This is a genomic window from Pseudovibrio sp. WM33, assembly GCF_001623165.1.
Lineage (GTDB): Bacteria > Pseudomonadota > Alphaproteobacteria > Rhizobiales > Stappiaceae > Pseudovibrio.
This window is the reverse complement of the sequence record NZ_LMCK01000055.1, coordinates 59,326-77,860: the sequence shown is the minus strand read 5'-3', so window position 1 is coordinate 77,860 and position 18,535 is coordinate 59,326. Positions and strand designations below refer to the sequence as shown.

Here is an 18,535-nt window from a genome sequence, read left to right as displayed (position 1 = left end):
TTTATTGACCTGCCAGCTGTGCGTTGACTTTAATTCCGGGACGGACTTTCTGGATGCCGGATGTGATCACCAGGTCACCTTTTTCGAGGCCACTTCCAACAATCACAAGACCGTTGATCTGGTCGACAACGGCGATGCGCTGCTGCTCGACCACGTCTTTGTCATTCACCTTCAGCACATACGGGCCTTCCTGATCCAGCAGCAGTGCGGATTGAGAAACAACCAATACAGGCGTGGCATCTTTGGCGTTGGCAACAACATCAACCAATTGGTGATCGAAAAGCAGGTGGTCAGGATTTTCAAAGATTGCATAAGCGGTGACGGTGTCTGTGCCCGGGTTGGCTTCTGCTTCAAGGAAGTCCAGTTTTCCGTTGTGCTGGTAGAACTTGCCATCTGACAGGCGGATTCGGATGAGTATGTTATTGGTGACGAAGTTGTTGGCGCGCTGAGATTGCAAGATCAGTGCTTGTGGAACCGGGAACGCCACGCGAATGGGGTTCAATGACGTGATGGTTGCCAGAGTTCCGCTGTTGGCATTGACGTAGGCACCTTCTTTAAAGGCAGCAGTTCCGATCTGACCATCCAGTGGAGCGCGGATTTCGGTGTAGCTCAGATCCAGTTCAGAGAGTTTCAGATCTGCCTGACGCAGAGCAAGAGTGGCGTTGGCCTCTTTCAGGTTCGCGCGGGCTGTATCAAGTTCAGAGACCGAGATCGTATCCCGGTTGACGAGCTGCTCCTTGCGGTCAAAGTCAACTTTTGCCAAATCGACCTTTGCCTGAGCACTTTCCAGATTGGCTTGGGATTGCTCTACTGAGAACTCATAGGGTTCCTGCTGGATCACAAAAAGCAGGTCGCCTTGTTGAACTGTCTGGCCTTCTTTGAACTCCAGCGGTTCCAGAAACCCGCCAACGCGGGCAATGAGTGCGACCTGACTGATTGCCTCGGTACGGCCAGAGAAAACACGTTCTTCTTCAATAACTTCTTCGCGTGCAGGCTCAACAATAACACCTGGAGGGGGGGGAGTTTCCTGAGCGAAGACTGCCGAGGACATAATAAATGTGCCAAGAGACGCTCCCAGAAATGCGAGGGCGGCTTTGCGCGTTGATGAAAGCAGATTTCCATTCCGGCCGGCAGGGAATTCCATTTTGTTGTTCATTTTTTACTCTTACACATTGAGAATTGCTGGCAGCACTTGCCTAACATTACCCTAGGGAAGTAACTCAATCCTTGATGGCTTTGGGCACAGCTCGATTCTTCGCTGCCAAGGTCCCCTGGCAACGTGCAAATCAAGTCAGACTGAGAAGTGCATTTGTCCTCCCACTTTCGCGAGGGAAAGCCCGTGACTGGTGTCACAAAAAGCGGTTTCTGGAAATTTTTACCCCTTGTTTGCCTGTGCCAGGTGCACAAGCTGAGAGGTTTCTGTCCAGAATTGCTGGCGGATTTCTTTGCTCAGGATTTGCTTGTCCGGCGGGATTTTTGTTCCGCATTCATAGAACCCTCCGGTTTTGTCCGCAAAGTCCGGAGAGAGCAGCATGTGCATAGCTGGTAAGGCCGCATAGGGGGCGGACTTGCCGACCAGCGAGCTTTTCATGCCAAGACAGAACCGTCTCATGACGCTGTACCCCTGCATTTGTTTGGTCAGCACAAGGCCGGGACCGAACGCGTTGATGCAGATGTCTGTGTTCTTCAACTGTTCAGCCAGTTCCATCAAGAAGAGCAGATTACAGTTGGTGTGTGCTGTTCTGCGATCCCAGCTGTCGAGTGTGCAATCAGGATCATTGAGCGCACTCGTGTCTGGTCGTTCGAACTTCGTGACCGGACTGGCGAAGGAGACAATCCTTGGCGCCTGTTGCTGCTTGAGGAGAGGTGTGAGTTTGTTCAGCAGCTGAAATCTGCTGAGGTAGATGACCGCAAACCCCGCCTCAATCCCCTCTCCTGTAATGCCGCGAAACCCCGGCGTTTCGGCAGCGCAGAGGACGATACGGCTCAGGTCCGGCAGCTTTTGCGAGATCTCATCGGCAAGACGATCTACCTCTGAGATGAGGGAGAGGTCTGCGACAAAGCCACGGTGGGAGCGATGGGGGCCGGCGTCGCCAACATCCTTGAGGACGGCGCTCACTTTCTCCTTAGAACGCCCCACAATGACGAGGGTTTGGCCAGCATCAGCCAGACGGATCGCAAGCGCTCTGCCGATGCCATCCGTCGCGCCCGTTACCAGACAGGTGTTGTTGGTTGCCCGCCATTCCTCCAAATACCCGGGAGGTGGTGGCACCGGAATGGCCTTGGCTTTCTTCATGCCAGAAGTAGAGCAGAAACCCTTTAATCAGTTGCAGAATTTTTCGATAAACTCACGGAGGGAAAGCGTAACTGTTTTCTTGCCAGGTCAAGATAGCACCGCTCACACGAAAGTTTATGCGTGACGAGCTTGAGTGACTTTGCAGAAATGCCCACATTTGCTAGTAGATTTTATCTGGGCACGCTATCGGGATTGAGGGATCTAATTTTATGCAGGAAGCAATAACCGATTTCAGGGGTGCTTTGCGACGTCTGTACTTCGGGCAGACCACTGCTGGACGTTCCTGGCGTATCGGCTTGCTGATGTTTGATGTGGTCACGATCCTCTACTTCGTGCTTTCTGCAACGCTTCCCCAGCTGGAAGGCTATCCGCGGCTGGACTGGGCCATCGGGTTCATTCTGCTGATTGACTACGGGTTCCGTCTCACAATTGCGCTAAGGCCTATCCGAGCGGCCTTTGACAGCACGGCCATTGCAGACCTCATTGTGATCCTGTCCTTGTTTGCTGAAGCCCTCATCGAGAACCTCGGCTTCCTGCGCGTGATCCGCATGTTGCGGTTGCTGCGCTCCTACCATGTGGTGAAGGATTTGCGGGAGACGTTCTCGTGGTTCAAAGAGCATGAAGAGATCATCAACTCAGCGATGAACCTGCTGGTCTTCGTGTTTATGGTGAGCGCGATTGTTTATGTAATTGAGGCACACCTGAACCCGGACATCAACTCCTACATGGATGCGCTGTACTTTACCGTCACAACGCTGACGACGACTGGTTATGGCGACATCACCATGACGGATACGATGGGCCGCGGGATTACAATCGTCATCATGGTGTTTGGCGTGGCACTGTTTTTGCGACTGATCCAGACCATTTTCCGTCCGTCTAAAGTAAAATATGCCTGTCCTGATTGTGGCCTTAATCGTCACGATAATGACGCCGTTCACTGCAAGCATTGCGGCAATACTTTGCACATTCCCACGGAAGGGGAATGGCAGTAGGCCCTCTCGCGGTAAGCTGTAAATGACGGCATCAATTTTGAGAGTAAGACCGCCCTTGAGGCGTATGTTAGCATAAACAAAATTAATCTCGGCAATTCCTGGATTTATCCATGAGTTTCAATAGGTTTAATCCGAGAGAGCGGCAAGAAGTGGAATGGGCATGAGCCTTCTTACAAGTGCGATTACGTTTGCTACCGTGGTTATTTCCGGGTTGGTTCCCAATGCGACAATGGCAGAGGAAGCGACCTGTGGTGTGACTGCTCCCTGTGAAGTTGAGAGCGGTGAATACTATGTTGCACTTCCGGATTCTCCGGCTGATGATGAACAGATTGGCGCCATAATCTACCTACACGGGTGGAAGGGCAAAGCTGATCGCGCCATCCAGAATAAAGCTCTGCGCAATCTTGCAAACGAGCTTGGAGTTGCCCTCATTGTCCCGCAGGGCATCGGCGGTTCCTGGTCCTTTCCCGGCTCTCCAAGTCAGGATCGTGACGAGTTTAAATTTTTTGATGAGATGCTGAGTGATGTCTCCGATCGTTTCCCAATCGACCGCAAAAAAATTCTACTCTCAGGCTTTTCAATGGGGGGGTCCATGGTTTGGAATCTGGCCTGTTACAAGGGCGAGAACTATGCCGGTTTCGCACCGATTGCCGGTGCCTTTTGGGATCCGATCCCAGCAACCTGTCCTTCTCCGCTGACCTACTTTTATCACACCCACGGCGTTGAAGATAAAACCGTTCCGATGGTGGGCCGCGCTATTGGCGCGAACTGGCATCAGGCCGATGTGTTTGACAGTCTGGATGTCTGGAAGCGGCAAGCTGGTCTTTATGACACTAAGCCGACATCCATCAGCGCTGGTGAGTTGCAGTGTGATGTGTGGTCTGCCAAAGGCGAGAAGCTGGAGCTTTGCCTGCATGATGGAGGCCACTCCATGAAGGCCAACTGGATCCGGCGTGCATGGCTTGATCTTGCCAACACAAAGCACTGGTAAAACCCACAGGTTTATCACGGTAGAAACTTCAAATTTCACGGGTCATCACGATACTGTGTGATTTTTCAGATTGTTGTGGTGGGCCTTTTCTGAGTGCTCTAACGTCTCTCCAAAATCTGCTGGATTGCTGTACATGACATGGTCAGTCACCCTCCATTTGCGGTCAATCTTGCCTCAAAACCAATGGATTAGACGGTTTGAATTCTCTAGTAGACGGTGAACAGCACCAGTCCTCTACCACTAAAGGACCTTTGGATGGCCTTGTGGTGCTTGACCTTTCGCGCATTCTGGCAGGCCCAACCTGCACCCAGCTGCTGGGTGATATGGGCGCTGAAATCATCAAGATTGAACACCCAACACGCGGGGATGACACCCGCAAATGGGGGCCTCCCTTCCTGAAAGGCAAAGGCGGCGCGGATACTGGCGAAAGCGCGTATTATCTCAGTTCCAACCGCAACAAACATTCTCTCGGCATCGACATGCGTTCTGAAGAAGGCGTGGAGATGCTCAAAGAACTGGCGGCTACCGCTGACATCGTTATCGAGAATTTCAAGGTTGGTGACCTTGCCCGCAAGGGCCTCGGTTATGACGACCTGCGTGCGAAGAATGATCGGCTGATCTACTGCTCCATTACCGGTTTTGGCCAAACTGGCCCTTACTCACATCGGGCTGGCTATGATGCGCTGATTCAGGCCATGGGCGGGATCATGAGCATCACGGGGCATCCTGAGGAGGAAGGCGGCAGCCCAACCAAGATCGGTGTCGGCATTGCTGATGTGATGTGCGGGATGTATGCCTGCAACGCCATTTTGGCAGCTCTGCACCACCGCGAGAAAAGCGGTGAAGGTCAGCACATCGACATCTCCTTACTGGACTGTCAGGTGGCATGGCTGATCAACCAAGGCCTTTCCTATCTAACCGACGGTAACATCCCAAAACGGCTTGGCAATGCGCACCCAACCATCGTGCCTTATGAGACCTTCCCGGCCTCTGACAAGGACTTCATGGTGGCTGTTGGCAACGATGCGCAGTACCAGCGTTTCTGTGAGATTCTGGGGTGTCCTGAATTGAGCACTGATCCTCGCTTTGCAACCAACGCTGACCGCGTGCGCAATCGTGCTGAACTGGTGCCATTGCTGCGTCAGTTCACAATCAAACAGGGTGCGCAGCATTGGACGGATGAGCTTGAGGCTGTTGGTGTTCCCTGTGGTCCGGTGAATGATCTGGCTGGCGTGTTCAGCGATCCGCAGATTCTACATCGTGGTATGAAGATTTCTCTGCCACACAAGCAGTCTGATGATGGTCAAGTGAGCCTGATTGGCAACCCGATCAACTACAGCAAGACGCCAGTTACATACAGGAAAGCTCCGCCGACCCTTGGCGAAGACAGCATTGAAGTGCTGACCAAGTACCTGCAAAAAACCAAAGAAGAAATTGACGATCTCGCTGCTCGCGGTGTCGTGTCACTGGGAGATTCATAAATATGCGCGGCGCTGATCTTATTGCTCAAAAACTGCATCAGGCTGGCAGTCAGTATGCCTTCGGGATTCCGGGTGGCGAAGTGCTGGCCCTTATGGATGCCCTGAACCTTGCTGGTTTTAAATTCAATCTGGTGAAGCACGAGAACGCTGGTGGCTTTATGGCTGAAGGCGCATGGCATGGCCTTGCGCGCCAAGGCACGGATGCTCCTGTTGTTTTGCTGGCGACGCTTGGGCCCGGTGTGACCAACGCCGTCAACGTGATTGCCAATGCCTTTCAGGATCGCGTTCCGCTGATCTTCCTGACCGGCTGCGTAGATACTGCTGAGGCTGAGACCTACACTCACCAGGTGATGGATCATCAGCAACTGCTGCGTCCTATTGTGAAAGCCAGCTTCAAAGCAGCTCCGGGTGCGCTGAATGCCATGATGGATAAGGCGATTTCCATTGCCATGTCTGGTCAACCGGGGCCAGTGCACATTGATGTGCCGATCTCCGTTGCCGAAGGTGAAAGCGACGAAACACAAAAAACGCCGAACTATGGTGTTCGTGCTGCCCAGTTGCCATTTGGCGATGTGCTGGAGCAAGCGCGTGACCTTCTTGGCTCTGCTCAACGCCCAATCGCAATTGCTGGTGTTGATGCCGTCAACGTGGATGCAGGCAATGAGATTGAGGCGTTCTGTGAGGCCTACCAGATTCCGCTGATCACCAGCTACAAGGGCAAGGGGCTCATTCCTGAAGGCCATAAGCTTTCGCTTGGTGGAGCAGGTTTGTCGCCCAAAGCTGACAAGAACCTGATGCCTTTGCTGGCTGATGCGGACCTTGTTGTGCTGATCGGCTATGACCCCATTGAAATGCGCGTGAACTGGCGCAATCCGTGGGGTGAAGAGACTTCGGTGATTGAGCTGACACCGGTGCTGCGCAGCCATGGCATGCACCATGTGAGCCATACACTGGAAGGCGATGTGAAGCCGACCCTGATGGCTCTGACACCAGAAGATGAGGCCGGTATTGTTCCTGAAGAGAGCGATTGGCTTCGTGACCGTATCGCACCAGCCAAGGAAAAGCTGAAGGCCGACTTTACTGCGGAAGAAAGCGGTTGGGGGCCAGCCACTGTGTTCCACGACCTTCGAGAAGCCCTGCCGGATACCACTGTTGCAACTGCGGACAGTGGTGCGCACCGCATTCTGGTCAGCCAAATCTGGGAGAGCCACTACCCGCGCACAATGCTGCAGAGTTCTGCGCTTTGTACGATGGCATGTGCCTTGCCGCTTGGCATCGGGCATAAGATGGCAAAACCGGAAGACCCGGTTGTTGTGTTTGTAGGCGATGCTGGTCTGGAGATGGGTCTTGGTGATCTGGCGGTTCTGCGCGATATGCAAGTGCCGTTTATTGTCTGTGTGTTGGTTGACGAGAGCTTGTCTCTGATTGAGCTGAAGCAGCGCGCGAACCAGAATCCTAATCTGGGCGTGGACTTCTCAGCCACCAACTTCCCAGCGCTGGCTGACGCTTATGGCGGGCATGGCGTTTGGGTGGATGATGCTGAGAGCCTGAAGAAAGAAGCAAAGGCAGCGCTGGAGCGGGATACCTTCACTGTTCTTGCTTGCCGCATTGACCGCAGAGCTTACGACGGAAAATTATAGAGGCATTCGCCTTTTCGAGTGTGTCGCGAGAAAGGCGACACACTCTCTAAATTCGTTATTGAAGAGTGCCTCAGGTGTTGCCTGTGGCACGGTCCGCAATCCGCTGGAAGATCACGTCCAACTCCTCGCTTAGCGAGACCAGGTCCTCAGAAGCTCTGTCGCGATAAGGCTGAAATACGAAGCTCGGCGTCTTCCATGACAGCGTTGCTGTGCCATCTGGATTTTCCGTCAGATAGTAACGAACTGGCGCCTCAATACCTGCCTGCACACTTGCTGCCAACATGCGGCGCGCAAAGTCATTGCGAAACACTCCAATCACGTAGTTGCCCGGAATCTCGAAACCGTTTGCTTTAGCGCCTCGAGAAGCACTTGCCATGCTGACGAGCAACATGTCTTCTTCGCGAATGGCTTTCTTAAGGGAATCCAGCAGTTCATCAATCGCTATGGTGGTTTCGATAACCCGCCAGCCATTGCGTGGAAGCACCTTGCCCTGCTGCGCCTGCTCTGTGGTGATTTGAGCCTGGGATGGCTGAAAAGCGGCCATAACGAACATCAATGTTCCAACAAAGCCGAGCATCCCCGTAAGGAGTTTCATGGTTCAATCCTTTTCGTAATGAAATGAGTTTAAAAGCGGGAGTTGAACAGGCTGTTGTTCAAGCTCCCTTGATTTTAATTGGCCAAGTTTTAGTCGGTTCCGGCAGCTGGCTTTTATTTCGCGGTAATAGGTGCAGGGTCCATTCCGATCAAATGACGGACACGGGTTCCAACCATGGACCCGGCAAAGGCGAAGACGAGCCATAGCCATCCATGTATGGAGCCAGAGGTTATACCCCCGAGATACGCCCCAATATTGCATCCGTAAGCAAGGCGCGCGCCGTACCCGAGCAAGAGGCCTCCGACCACTGCAGTTCCAGCATCTCTAAGATTAATTTTTTTCATCGGATTGAACTTTCCGGCCAGTCCAGCTGCAATCAGAGCCCCGAGCACAATGCCGAAGTTCATGACGGATGTGGAATCGGCGAAGACAGATCTTTTGATCGCACCAACCTGCCATTGCCAGTAAGGCCAGGTCTCTACCGGGATACCAATGGCATAGAAAAACTTTGCGCCCCAGAGTGCGAAGCCGGATGTTACGCCCCACGGGCGCTGCAGCACAACGAACGTAAGAACGCAAACCAACGCCAACATCAACGCACCCAGAACGTAGCCCCATTGGCCCTGGAAAAACCCGGTGGTTTTGCGGGATTTCTCAAGTTCACCCCATTGTTTTTTCTCGATAAACACCGAGAATATCGCAAAGGCGACAAGTGGCAAAATGGTGATCAGCAGCGCAGGGACGACCCCATAGCCACGCACAAGCGAAAATGCCGGTAATCTTGGAAGAGAATTCCAGAATGAAAGGTGCGCTGTTGCAATTACGCTTCCCAAAATGAAGAAGGCAAGTGTGATCACCATGCGTGATGAGCCGCCTCCGACAGTGAACAATGTGCCTGATCCACAGCCTCCGCCGAGCTGCATTCCGACGCCAAAAATGAATGCTCCGACAGCTGCTCCAACACCGAATGGAAACACGAAGCCACCGGTGCGTATTCCGATGTCTGGTCCGTATTGGAGGAGCGGGAAACTTATTAAACAAACCAATGAGATAAGAAGAAATTGAGCACGAAGCCCCTGCCCTCTTCGCTGGGTGACAATACGGCGCCACGCTGCCGTAAATCCAAAGCTCGTATGGTACAGCGCAACACCTGCCAGAGCACCGATCAAGGCACCGCCAAAAACACGCCAGCCGTTGTTCTGGAGTCCCAATAGAGCAACACCGGCCAACGCGACCAGCGCACCGATGACGATTACAGATTGCGGTGATTGAATCTGTTGATCGATTTTTGTTTGTTGATAGCTACTCGTATTCGCCATGAATTCGCCACGTACTTAGTCTCTCTTGGAGTAAGGACATTACACAGTGGGGACTAACTAGAAAATCAAGAAGCAGTGAACACTATTTCATCCAACAAACAGAAGATTATCACAAGGTAATAAATACAAGTATAATAGAACTTAATACCTAAAATCTTACTTATTATCACTATTAATAATAGTCGGTTTTTACAAGTAAGCTTCTATTTGACGCATATTTTTTCTTAGTGAATAGAATAGTGTTTTCTATTTCTTCATGAGGGTGAACTATATTTTCTACATAAACAAAGCTTGCTGATATTAAACACCATTTTGTGTGTTGAACGTCATCGCCAGTTTTGAAAGGGTTCTGATCAACAGATTTCCTGGCAGACCTGTGTCGTTAGTAATGTAAACCCAATGGCTTATCTCATAAGCGATTGCACATTGCACGAAATACCGGTCGCCTCAACCACGGGTCGCATCCATGCGCATTGATGACCAGTTCGAATACACGGTAACACTCTCCGATAAGGGTGCATTAACACACTGGAACAACACTATTCTTGCGTTTCTGGCACATAGTGCTGCAACGCCGGAGCATCTTGCGAAAACACTGGAGGCCGACCCAGACTTCGCTCTGGCTCAAGCCGCGCGTGGACTGTTCTGCTTACTGCTTGGCAGACGCGAAATGACAGCAACTGCCTTTGAAGCTTATGCAATTGCTGATAAATGCCGCAGAGATACACAGATCACAGACCGTGAAGAAGCTGTTGTTGAGGCTTTGAATGACTGGCTTCAGGGTACGCCGACCAAGTCTGCTGATCGTCTTGACGAACTGCTTCTTAAATACCCACGCGATGCATTCCTTCTAAAGCTCGTCCACGCTATTCGCTTCGTTCTTGGCCAGCCATCCCGCATGCGCTCCTCGATTGAAGGTGTGATCTCGTCTTATGAAGACGATCATGTTGCAAAGGGCTATGTGCACGGCTGCTACTCCTTTGCTCTGGAAGAGACTGGTGATTTTGAGCGGGCTGAACGGATCGGCAAAGAAGCCGTTGCATTTCAACATGATGATGCCTGGGGCTTGCATGCCGTTGCTCACGTGTTGGACATGACGGGTCAGACCGAAGAAGGCATCAAATGGCTTGATGACCAGCCAAAAGCTTGGGAACACTGCAACAACTTTGGCTATCACGTTTGGTGGCACCTTGCGCTGCTGCACCTTGATCGTGGCAATGTTGAGCGTGTTTTCGAGCTCTATGACCAAAAGTTCCGTAAAGATCACACAGACGATTATCGCGATATCTCCAATGCAGCTTCCATGCTGGTTCGCCTTGAGCTTGAGGGCATCAAGGTAGGTAACCGCTGGGAAGAACTGGCAAGCATCAGCGAAAAGCGCATCGACGATTCCTGTAATGTTTTCGCAGACTTGCACTACATGCTTGCTCTGCTGGGAGACAACCGTCGTCAGTCCTCTGACCGTCTGTTGACTCGAATGCGCACATTTGGCGAACAAGACACCAACGAGATGGGTCTCGTAACCAAAACAACTGGTTCTCCAACAGCATCTGGCTTGATGCAGTTCAAGAACGGCAATTACTTCAGCGCTTACCACCACCTCGCAGAAGCACGCCCGCTGCTGCGTACCGTTGGTGGCAGTCATGCTCAGCGTGATGTATTTGAACGCCTCACAATTGAAGCCGCTTTGCGCGCTGGCCTTTGTCAGGAAGCAAAACGGATGATTGATGAGCGCACACGCTTGAGAGGCGGATCAGACACCTATGGTGAAACCCGCATGGCTCAAGCAACCCGCATGACGGAAGCCACCGACCTCATGCAAAGTGAACACCTACGATTCCGTATGGGATAAATGGAGGTGCAGCTTCGGGGGATTTCGGAGCTGCATTTCATCATCTATAGTTTTTAGTTTCAGAGACATCGTGAACCAGCACAGTATACCGCCGACCCCTATGAAAACGGCCAGCCGACCAAGAGATCCACGCCTCGATTTTTTTCGAGGGATCGCAATGTTCATCATCTTCATAGCCCACCTTCCTGCAAACGGGTGGGCTCTTTGGATTCCGGCGCGTTTCGGGTTCTCCGATGCAACCGAGATATTTGTGTTTTGCTCTGGCATGGCCTCCGCAATTGCCTTCGGGCGCGTCTTTGAACTGCATGGCCTGGTCATGGGCAGCGCGCGTGTTCTTTATCGCGTCTGGCAAGTTTACTGGGCCCATATCTGCCTGTTTCTCGCCGTTGCGGGCATGCTTGCCTTCCTGCAAATCAATGGCTGGACCAGCGATGACTATGTCGGGAAGCTGAACCTTTGGCATTTCTTCGAGGATCCGATCTTCCAACTGCCAGGTCTGCTGACCCTTACCTATGTGCCGAACTACTTCGATATTCTGCCGATGTATCTGGTGATCCTGGCGATGTTGCCAGTGATCATGATTGCGTATTACAAGGCCGGACGAGGTGCAGTTGCAGCAATCATCATCGCGTTCTGGCTGATCGCAACCTTCCGGCTGGTGGATTTCCCTGCTGAGCCATGGTCCGATCGCCGTTGGTTCTTCAATCCGTTTGCATGGCAGTTGCTGTTCTTTACCGGATTTGCCTTCATCAAGGGCTGGATTCCGGCTCCTCCAGTCAAGAAACGTCTCTTGTTCCTGAGCGCCTCGATTATCATTCTTACGATTCCGTTTGCTTACTTCCGCATTCTCAATGAGGTGCCTGAGCTCCGCAGAATTGCAAATGATATCAGCGACCTCACAGTAAAATCCGAGATGGGCCTCCTGCGCTACATCCACTTCCTTGCCCTTGCTTATGTGGCGTGGGTGGCTGTTGGAGAAGGCGGGCAACGCCTGCTCATGGGCGGTTTTGGCGGCAAAGTTGTCCGGGTCATCAAGAAGGTAGGCCAACAGTCTCTCGCTGTTTTCCTTGCTAGCCTCATACTTGCGCAGGGCATTGCAATCTTCCGGGATGAACTCGGTTTGAAAGGCACAGTCACAGGTGGAATCATGGCAAACTTGCTTGGTTTTGCAGGCTTAATTGCCGTCGCCTATACCGTGGCATGGTTTAAAGGTGAGCCATGGAGAAAGCCAAAGGAAAAGCCAGCTTCCTAGCTTGGCCAGTTCAATAGACACCAAGAAATCAGAAAGCCGGTTGCGTGCCATTTACGCAACCGGCTTTTTCCTGGAAACCTGATGGTTCTCACCACCTTCAGCTCATTCTTTTATCGAGTGGCCGCAGCTCGGTTTGCTTTGGCAAGTTCCAACTCTACACGGCGCTGCTCTTTATTGAGGCCTTGCAGTTCATACGGTGTTTTCTTTTCTTCAGGCAACACCCAAAGCCCGGAGTGTTTAAAGTACATACCGAGCGCTGGTTTTGAGGTGATCATTGCAAACGGGATTGTCAGCAATGGTCCAAGGATTACCGGAAGCAGAAGCCATGTATCTGCAAAAGTATAATCCATCATCCAAATTACACCGCAAAGGCCGAAAAGAGTCTGGGGCCAGAACTTCTTCACTGCCAAAAGGAACGGGATACCATGAGGTTGTCTTTCCTGCCCTCCCCATTGCGTTTTTCGTCCTGCGAACAGTTGTGCAATAAAGATGCTGTGCGCAATTGCCATGACTGGTGCTAGCAGCATGGAATAGACCAGTTCGAAGAATGCGCTGACAAACACCGAGAAAAAGCCGCCATACTCCCGGCGTTCGTTCCGAACTGTAAGGACATGGGCAAGCGTCGCGAGCTTAGGTGCAAAGACCATACTCATGATGATCACGATCAGAATCGTACCGTAAAACGGGTCGAATGCCATCGTCTCGGGCGCTGAAACGGATGCGGTTAAAATCGCCATTGCGATAAAAATGAACCATGCCGGAGAGCCAGCAAACATAAGGATTGCAAGGCCAAGTTGGATCCGCCCCAGCAGCTTAAAACCGGGTTCTCGGAGTAACTTAACGTACTGAAGATTTCCGTGGCACCAGCGCAGATCTCTGCGGATAAACTCGATCAAATGAGGTGGGTTTTCTTCATAGCTGCCACCTTCTACCGGCCATACGCGTACCTCATAGCCCGCGTCTGCCATCATCACAGCTTCAACCTGGTCATGACTGAGAATCGGGCCGCTCAATGCGTCATTTCCTGGCAGAGGCTCAAGCTTGCAGAATTGCGTGAAGGGCTTTACACGAAAAATCGCATTGTGTCCCCAATACGGACCTGACGAGCCTTGCCACCACGCCGCGCCAAGTGTGTAGGAGCGCATTCCCAAGCGCATGCCCCACTGGAAAACACGGGTGAAGAACGAGTTGGTTGAAAGCCCCAGAACAAGTGTTTGCAAAATACCCAGACGAGGATTTGCATTCATTTTGCTTACAAGGTGGCATAAGGATTCTGCCGAGAGGAAGCTATCAGCATCCAGCGTGATCGCATATTCATGCCGAGTACCCCAGTTGCGGCAGAAATCTTCGACATTTCCTGCTTTGAAACCGGTGTTCTTCTCACGTCTGCGATAAAGCACTTCAATCCGATTTTGCCATCGTGCCCGTAGCAGCGAGAACTCCCGCATTTCTTGCCGGATATGCTCAGGATCATTGCTGTCACTCAGGATGTAGAGAGAGAAGCCGTTGAGCTTTTCCAGACGATCCAGATCTTGAAGCATCGCTTCCAGCTTGGCAGCCACTTCAGGCGAGTCTTCGTTTCGCACGCAGGAAAGCAATGCGGTTTGCTTGTTCTGTAAGGGCTTTTTTAGGTCAAGTGTACCCAGAGGCGTGCCAGCATACACCTGTGCAGTAGAGTTTGAAGAAAATCTCATGAGCATCAAGCCAATGACAGCATGCCAGAAGCCGATAACGAGCCATGGTAAGGTTACCAGAAATGCGAGAAGCATCACGACTTTTGAAAGGGCAAAGCCGTTGAGGAACAGTGTGAGTGACATGATGGTGGTCAACACTGCCAAAGAGGTTAGAACGAGCCCTCCAAAGATCAGTCTGCGCCTGAATAAGCGCTTATTTTCCTGATGCTTGTCGATGATGTTGGTGGAGAGCAGCTGGTCAACAAGACTAGTGCGGGCGTTCTCTTCAGGAACCCGTGATTGTTTTGTCATGTCCTACCCAAATTATTATTGTTTTTAGAGGCACCTACATTTCTGCTAGTTTCCTTTGTTCACGTTTCCCTAGAGTATATTTGTGAAAACTTAGCGATCCGGGGAGCGCGTTTCTTGTCTGAGTTAGCCAGAGCGCTTTGGTACACTGCGCCTCAAACCATTGAAATAAGAGAGGAAAAACTCTCTAAATCATCTGGTAACCGTGTTTACTTAAAAACTCATGCTTCCGCGATCAGCCGAGGTACGGAGGCCATTGTCTATCGTGGTGATGTGCCAGTAAGCGAGCGGGAGCGGATGATAGCTCCGTTTCAGGAAGGGACCTTTCCCTTTCCTGTTAAATACGGCTACGCAAACGTTTCTGAAGTGATTGAAACAAAAGATGATTTAAAAGCGGGCCAACGCGTTTTTTCTCTTTTTCCGCACCAAAGCAACTTTCTGCTCCCCGCAGATGCGCTCTATCTTATCCCTTCTGATTTGCCGAGTACCCGCGCTACTTTGGCAGCAAACATGGAAACAGCGCTGAACATCATGTGGGATGCAGCTATTCTGCCATGTTCCAATGTTGCCGTGGTTGGTGCTGGCACTGTTGGCTCACTGGTTGGCTATCTTTGCGCTCGCATCGCAGGTGCGAACGTGACTATGATTGACGTCAACCCGAAGCGGCAGGACATTGCAGACGAGTTTTCCTGCGCATTTTCCTTGCCGGAAGTTGCTCCCGAAAATCAAGATGTTGTCGTGCATTGCAGCGCCTCTGAAGCTGGTTTGAACACTGCGATCCGAATTGCAGGGAGAGAAGCCAGAATTGTGGAGGCGTCCTGGTATGGCTCGCGCCCTTCCGGTCTTGTTCTTGGTGGGAGTTTTCACAGCCAGCGCCTCAGTCTTATCTCGTCTCAAGTCGGTCAGGTTGCCCCCATCATGAGGCCACGCTGGACACACCGCAGGCGAATGGAGGCGGCAATTTCTCTTCTGAAAGATGACGTGCTCGATACTTTGCTCGCGCCTCCCATCGAATTTGAAAAAGCGCCGAAGGATTTGAAAGACGTTCTTTCAGGCAAGAAAGATACTTTATGCCAACCCATTGTTTACACTTAATTTTATGAGGACTTTGAGATGTATTCAGTCGAAATCAGCAATCACATAATGATCGCGCACAGCCTGAAGGGAGAGGTGTTTGGTCCCGCCTCTCAGCTTCATGGCCTTACTGCACACGTCCACGTCGCTATTTTTGCAGAGGAACTGGATGAGAACGGGATTGTCATCGACATTGGCAATGCGCTTGATGTGCTGGCAGAAATCCTGCATCCGTTCAACTACAAGAATCTTGATGACCTTCCTCAGTTCAAGGGGCGGAACACCACGGTCGATTTTCTCTGTAGCTACATTTACCAGCGCGTGTGCGATGCTGCTTATCTACATAAACTGGGCCGCGAACCGAGCGAACTTAGCAAGGTACGCGTTTCAATTTCCGAGAACCCTAATGCGCGTGCGTCTTATGAGGCGCCGTTGACTGCATCCGAGGCTCATGAGTAACTTACATCCTTCTTTAGGCCAGACAGCAGAAGCACCTGCCAGATCTTGCTATTTTGTCTTTCCCGGTGATCTGAATACGCCCACAGGTGGTTATCGATATGATCGTGAGATCATTCGGGGGCTGCAGAAACACGGCTGGAATGTTTCACTCATTAGCCTTGAAGGCACCTATCCAGTCCCATCTGATGCTGACAAAAAGCTGGCGCTTGAAGTCATTGAAGAGATAGAGCCCTCAGCTTTGATCATCGTGGATGGTTTGGTGCTTGGGGCTTCATCTGATCTGGCGCAGAACATCGCTGATCGTTCCAGTCTCATTGCGCTGGTTCATCACCCACTGTTTCTGGAAAGTGGGATTGCCCCTGAGCTGGCAAAGGTGCTCCGCGCAGCTGAGACGCAAGCTCTCACATTCGCAAAGCATGTGATTGTGACCAGTCCTTCGACACAGAAGACGCTTATCTCTCAAATGGACGTTCCTGCGGAGAAGATCAGTATTGTTCTACCCGGTATTGATCGGCCAACTGTCTCGGAGAGCGCTCCAACCTCGAACGATACTCTGGCAACCCCAAAGTTGCTTTGTGTTGGGTCGTTGGTACCGCGAAAAGGGCAATTGCATTTAGTTGAAGCGCTGGGGCAATTGAAGCACTTGGACTGGCATCTGGATCTCATTGGAGAAACGCGGTTTGATCCAGAATATGCGAGCCAAGTGCGATCTCAGATCAAAAAGCATGACCTCACTGAGCGTATTCGCGTTCATGGAGGCATTCCCAAAGCTGAATTAACAGGTTTCTATCAATCAGCCGACCTCTTTGTGCTCCCAACATACTATGAGGGATACGGGATGGCTTTTGCGGAGGCTATGAGTTTTGGGCTCCCGATTATTGCAAGTGGCGAGGGAGCTGTCGCATCGACGGTTCCGCCTACAGCCGGCTTTCATGTTGGTGCAGGCGATCCTCTAGCTTTGGGCAAGGCGATCAAAACACTTCTTCAAAACAAGGAGTTACGCTCTCAACTTTCAACTGGGGCCCTTGCTGCTGCTCGTGCATTGCCAGATTGGAATGACAGCGCAAAGGCCTTTGCTTGCACACTGGAGGCTCACAGGTGAGTGGTTTTTCCTCTGAATGGCTCTCATTACGTCGTAAAGCGGACCGGCGTGCGCGCAATAAAGACGTCATGAAAAAGTTTTGTAGCTGGTTGGTCGAGCATGCTCCCAAGAGTGGTCCGCTCAGACTCATTGATGTGGGTGCTGGAACGGGGTCCTTTCTGCAGGATCTGGCAGAACACATTGAGTCAAACAGGGAGCAGGTGTGGTTACTGATCGACAACGACCCTGAACTTCTCAAAGTTGCAAAACGCATCTCTCCTCCCTTGCCTCATACTAGAACGAAAACAGACGTTTGCGAGCTGACTGATGTCGAGTCACTGGATATTTTGGAAGGGCATCATGGCGTTGTTACCTCGGCCTTTCTGGATCTTGTGAGTGCAAACTGGCTGGATAGCTTTGTTGCCCGTATGCGTCAGCTGAAACTCCCGTTTCTTGCAGGGCTTTCGTACAACGGTATCCTACTGAGCAAACCACACCACCCGACAGACCGGCTTATTCAGCGGGCATTCAATCAGCATCAGGCAACAGATAAAGGGTTTGGGTCTGCGTTAGGGCCGCTTGGTGGATTTCATGCTCGTGAGCGATTGCTTAAGGCGGGGTATACCTGCTTTACCGGACGCTCTGACTGGGTATGCGCACCTGAAGATGATGCTTTGCAACTGGAGCTGATTAAGGGGTGGGCCCAAGCCGCACGCGAAGTTGGGGTATCAGATGCAATCGTGGATGACTGGCTAGAATTTCGTTTAGCGGCACTTGGCAAAGGCAAATCACAACTGCAGGTCGGACATGTTGATATTGTTGGCCTTCCGCCTCAATGAAGCTATGAAGACCTTTGCTTCCAGCACTCAAAATTAGAGGCCTATGTTCTTTAAGATCAACGCCTGTGTGAGCATGAAGAGACGTGGGCAGCGGATTTCCTGCTTGTCGTAGAGCTTTCGCAGTTCATGGAATGACAACTCGACAACTTCAATATCTTCGTCATCATCCAGGTCACGACCTTCAATATTCAGGTCGCCAGATATGTACTCAGCAAGGAAGAAATGCGCCCGCTCAGCAAGACGTGCGGGATTAATGAAGACATTAGCAACCTTGGTGAGATTGGTAAGCTGACAGCCGAGTTCTTCCTGAGCTTCGCGTACACATGCTTCTTCTATGGACAGATCGCTGATCTCGATTCCGCCAGCGCATGCCTCCAGGATAATCTCTTCCTCCATGATGTAGGGTGCTACACGAAGTTGCTTGACGAGCAGGACTGTTTTCGCTTGAGGGTCATAAGCCAGCACGGCAATTGAATCGCCGTAGACCCATACCGGATCTGTCGTGATGTGCTCGCGTCCATCCTCGTGAACAACACGCACTTCAACTTCCTCAATCCGCCCTTTAGCTTCCAAAAGGGTGGTGCGTCTAATGAGCTCTGGCATGCGTGTGTCCTTATTCGGAAATTCACGCAAGTTTATACGAGTACTTGTTGGCGAAAGGAAATTCTTTTCAACTCCT

The 18,535-nt window shown here is 51.5% G+C and carries 16 protein-coding genes; 10 read left to right on the top strand and 6 right to left on the bottom strand.

Going from position 1 to position 18,535, the window contains the following annotated elements:
* Nucleotide 1 precedes the first annotated feature (1 nt).
* Nucleotides 2–1,156: an efflux RND transporter periplasmic adaptor subunit gene (locus PsWM33_RS10145; RefSeq protein WP_208994502.1), complete on the bottom strand. Its 1,155-nt coding sequence runs from the start codon at nt 1,154–1,156 to the stop codon at nt 2–4.
* A gap of 219 nt (nt 1,157–1,375) precedes the next feature.
* Nucleotides 1,376–2,296 (bottom strand): SDR family NAD(P)-dependent oxidoreductase, encoded by a 921-nt coding sequence (locus PsWM33_RS10140; RefSeq protein WP_063300131.1) that lies wholly within the window; start codon nt 2,294–2,296, stop codon nt 1,376–1,378.
* A gap of 209 nt (nt 2,297–2,505) precedes the next feature.
* Here PsWM33_RS10140 and PsWM33_RS10135 point away from each other — a divergent pair, with 209 nt between their 5' ends.
* The 4 genes from PsWM33_RS10135 to PsWM33_RS10120 all read left to right on the top strand — a co-directional run bounded on the left by PsWM33_RS10135 (nt 2,506) and on the right by PsWM33_RS10120 (nt 7,403).
* Entirely contained in the window at nt 2,506–3,291 is a 786-nt protein-coding gene (locus PsWM33_RS10135; RefSeq protein WP_063300130.1) for a potassium channel family protein, read from the top strand.
* Between the two features lie 160 nt (nt 3,292–3,451).
* Nucleotides 3,452–4,282 carry an alpha/beta hydrolase family esterase gene (locus PsWM33_RS10130; protein ID WP_208994501.1) on the top strand — a complete coding sequence of 277 codons (831 nt, stop codon included), beginning with the start codon at nt 3,452–3,454 and terminating at the stop codon, nt 4,280–4,282.
* 197 nt (nt 4,283–4,479) lie between these two features.
* A complete protein-coding gene (locus PsWM33_RS10125; RefSeq protein ID WP_063295014.1) occupies nt 4,480–5,763 on the top strand; it encodes a CaiB/BaiF CoA transferase family protein in 1,284 nt (427 codons plus the stop codon).
* Nucleotides 5,764–5,765: 2 nt separating this feature from the next.
* Nucleotides 5,766–7,403: a thiamine pyrophosphate-binding protein gene (locus PsWM33_RS10120; RefSeq protein WP_063295013.1), complete on the top strand. Its 1,638-nt coding sequence runs from the start codon at nt 5,766–5,768 to the stop codon at nt 7,401–7,403.
* Between the two features lie 70 nt (nt 7,404–7,473).
* Here the strand turns inward: PsWM33_RS10120 and PsWM33_RS10115 are convergent, their stop codons facing one another.
* Complete coding sequence (locus tag PsWM33_RS10115) at nt 7,474–7,998, bottom strand: DUF302 domain-containing protein (protein ID WP_063295012.1); 525 nt, start codon at nt 7,996–7,998, stop codon at nt 7,474–7,476.
* 113 nt (nt 7,999–8,111) lie between these two features.
* Nucleotides 8,112–9,317, bottom strand: a complete 1,206-nt coding sequence (locus PsWM33_RS10110) for a YeeE/YedE family protein (RefSeq protein WP_063295011.1) — start codon at nt 9,315–9,317, stop codon at nt 8,112–8,114.
* 466 nt (nt 9,318–9,783) lie between these two features.
* Between PsWM33_RS10110 and PsWM33_RS10105 the strand changes: the two genes are divergently transcribed.
* Together PsWM33_RS10105 and PsWM33_RS10100 are read left to right on the top strand one after the other, a co-directional pair.
* Nucleotides 9,784–11,169 carry a tetratricopeptide repeat protein gene (locus tag PsWM33_RS10105; protein WP_063300128.1) on the top strand — a complete coding sequence of 462 codons (1,386 nt, stop codon included), beginning with the start codon at nt 9,784–9,786 and terminating at the stop codon, nt 11,167–11,169.
* Between the two features lie 157 nt (nt 11,170–11,326).
* A complete protein-coding gene (locus PsWM33_RS10100) occupies nt 11,327–12,421 on the top strand; it encodes an OpgC family protein (protein ID WP_244271714.1) in 1,095 nt (364 codons plus the stop codon).
* A gap of 110 nt (nt 12,422–12,531) precedes the next feature.
* On the opposite strand, the gene mdoH is transcribed toward PsWM33_RS10100, so the two are convergent.
* The gene (gene mdoH, locus PsWM33_RS10095; RefSeq protein ID WP_063300127.1) at nt 12,532–14,406 is read right to left on the bottom strand and encodes a glucans biosynthesis glucosyltransferase MdoH; all 1,875 of its coding nucleotides are present in this window, start codon (nt 14,404–14,406) and stop codon (nt 12,532–12,534) included.
* Between the two features lie 114 nt (nt 14,407–14,520).
* On the opposite strand from mdoH, the gene PsWM33_RS10090 reads away from it, so the two are divergent.
* The 4 genes from PsWM33_RS10090 to PsWM33_RS10075 are packed head-to-tail and all read left to right on the top strand — an operon-like array spanning nt 14,521 to nt 17,856.
* Nucleotides 14,521–15,498, top strand: coding sequence for a zinc-dependent alcohol dehydrogenase (locus PsWM33_RS10090; protein ID WP_063294146.1), 978 nt, complete (start codon nt 14,521–14,523; stop codon nt 15,496–15,498).
* An 18-nt stretch (nt 15,499–15,516) separates the two neighbouring features.
* Nucleotides 15,517–15,936, top strand: a complete 420-nt coding sequence (locus PsWM33_RS10085; RefSeq protein ID WP_057461690.1) for a 6-pyruvoyl trahydropterin synthase family protein — start codon at nt 15,517–15,519, stop codon at nt 15,934–15,936.
* Nucleotides 15,929–17,038 carry a glycosyltransferase family 4 protein gene (locus tag PsWM33_RS10080; RefSeq protein WP_063295007.1) on the top strand — a complete coding sequence of 370 codons (1,110 nt, stop codon included), beginning with the start codon at nt 15,929–15,931 and terminating at the stop codon, nt 17,036–17,038. The genes PsWM33_RS10085 and PsWM33_RS10080 overlap by 8 nt, the downstream gene beginning before the upstream one ends.
* Entirely contained in the window at nt 17,035–17,856 is an 822-nt protein-coding gene (locus tag PsWM33_RS10075; protein WP_063300126.1) for a class I SAM-dependent methyltransferase, read from the top strand. The genes PsWM33_RS10080 and PsWM33_RS10075 overlap by 4 nt, the downstream gene beginning before the upstream one ends.
* 33 nt (nt 17,857–17,889) lie before the next feature.
* On the opposite strand, the gene PsWM33_RS10070 is transcribed toward PsWM33_RS10075, so the two are convergent.
* Nucleotides 17,890–18,459, bottom strand: coding sequence for an NUDIX domain-containing protein (locus tag PsWM33_RS10070; RefSeq protein WP_063300125.1), 570 nt, complete (start codon nt 18,457–18,459; stop codon nt 17,890–17,892).
* Nucleotides 18,460–18,535 lie beyond the last annotated feature (76 nt).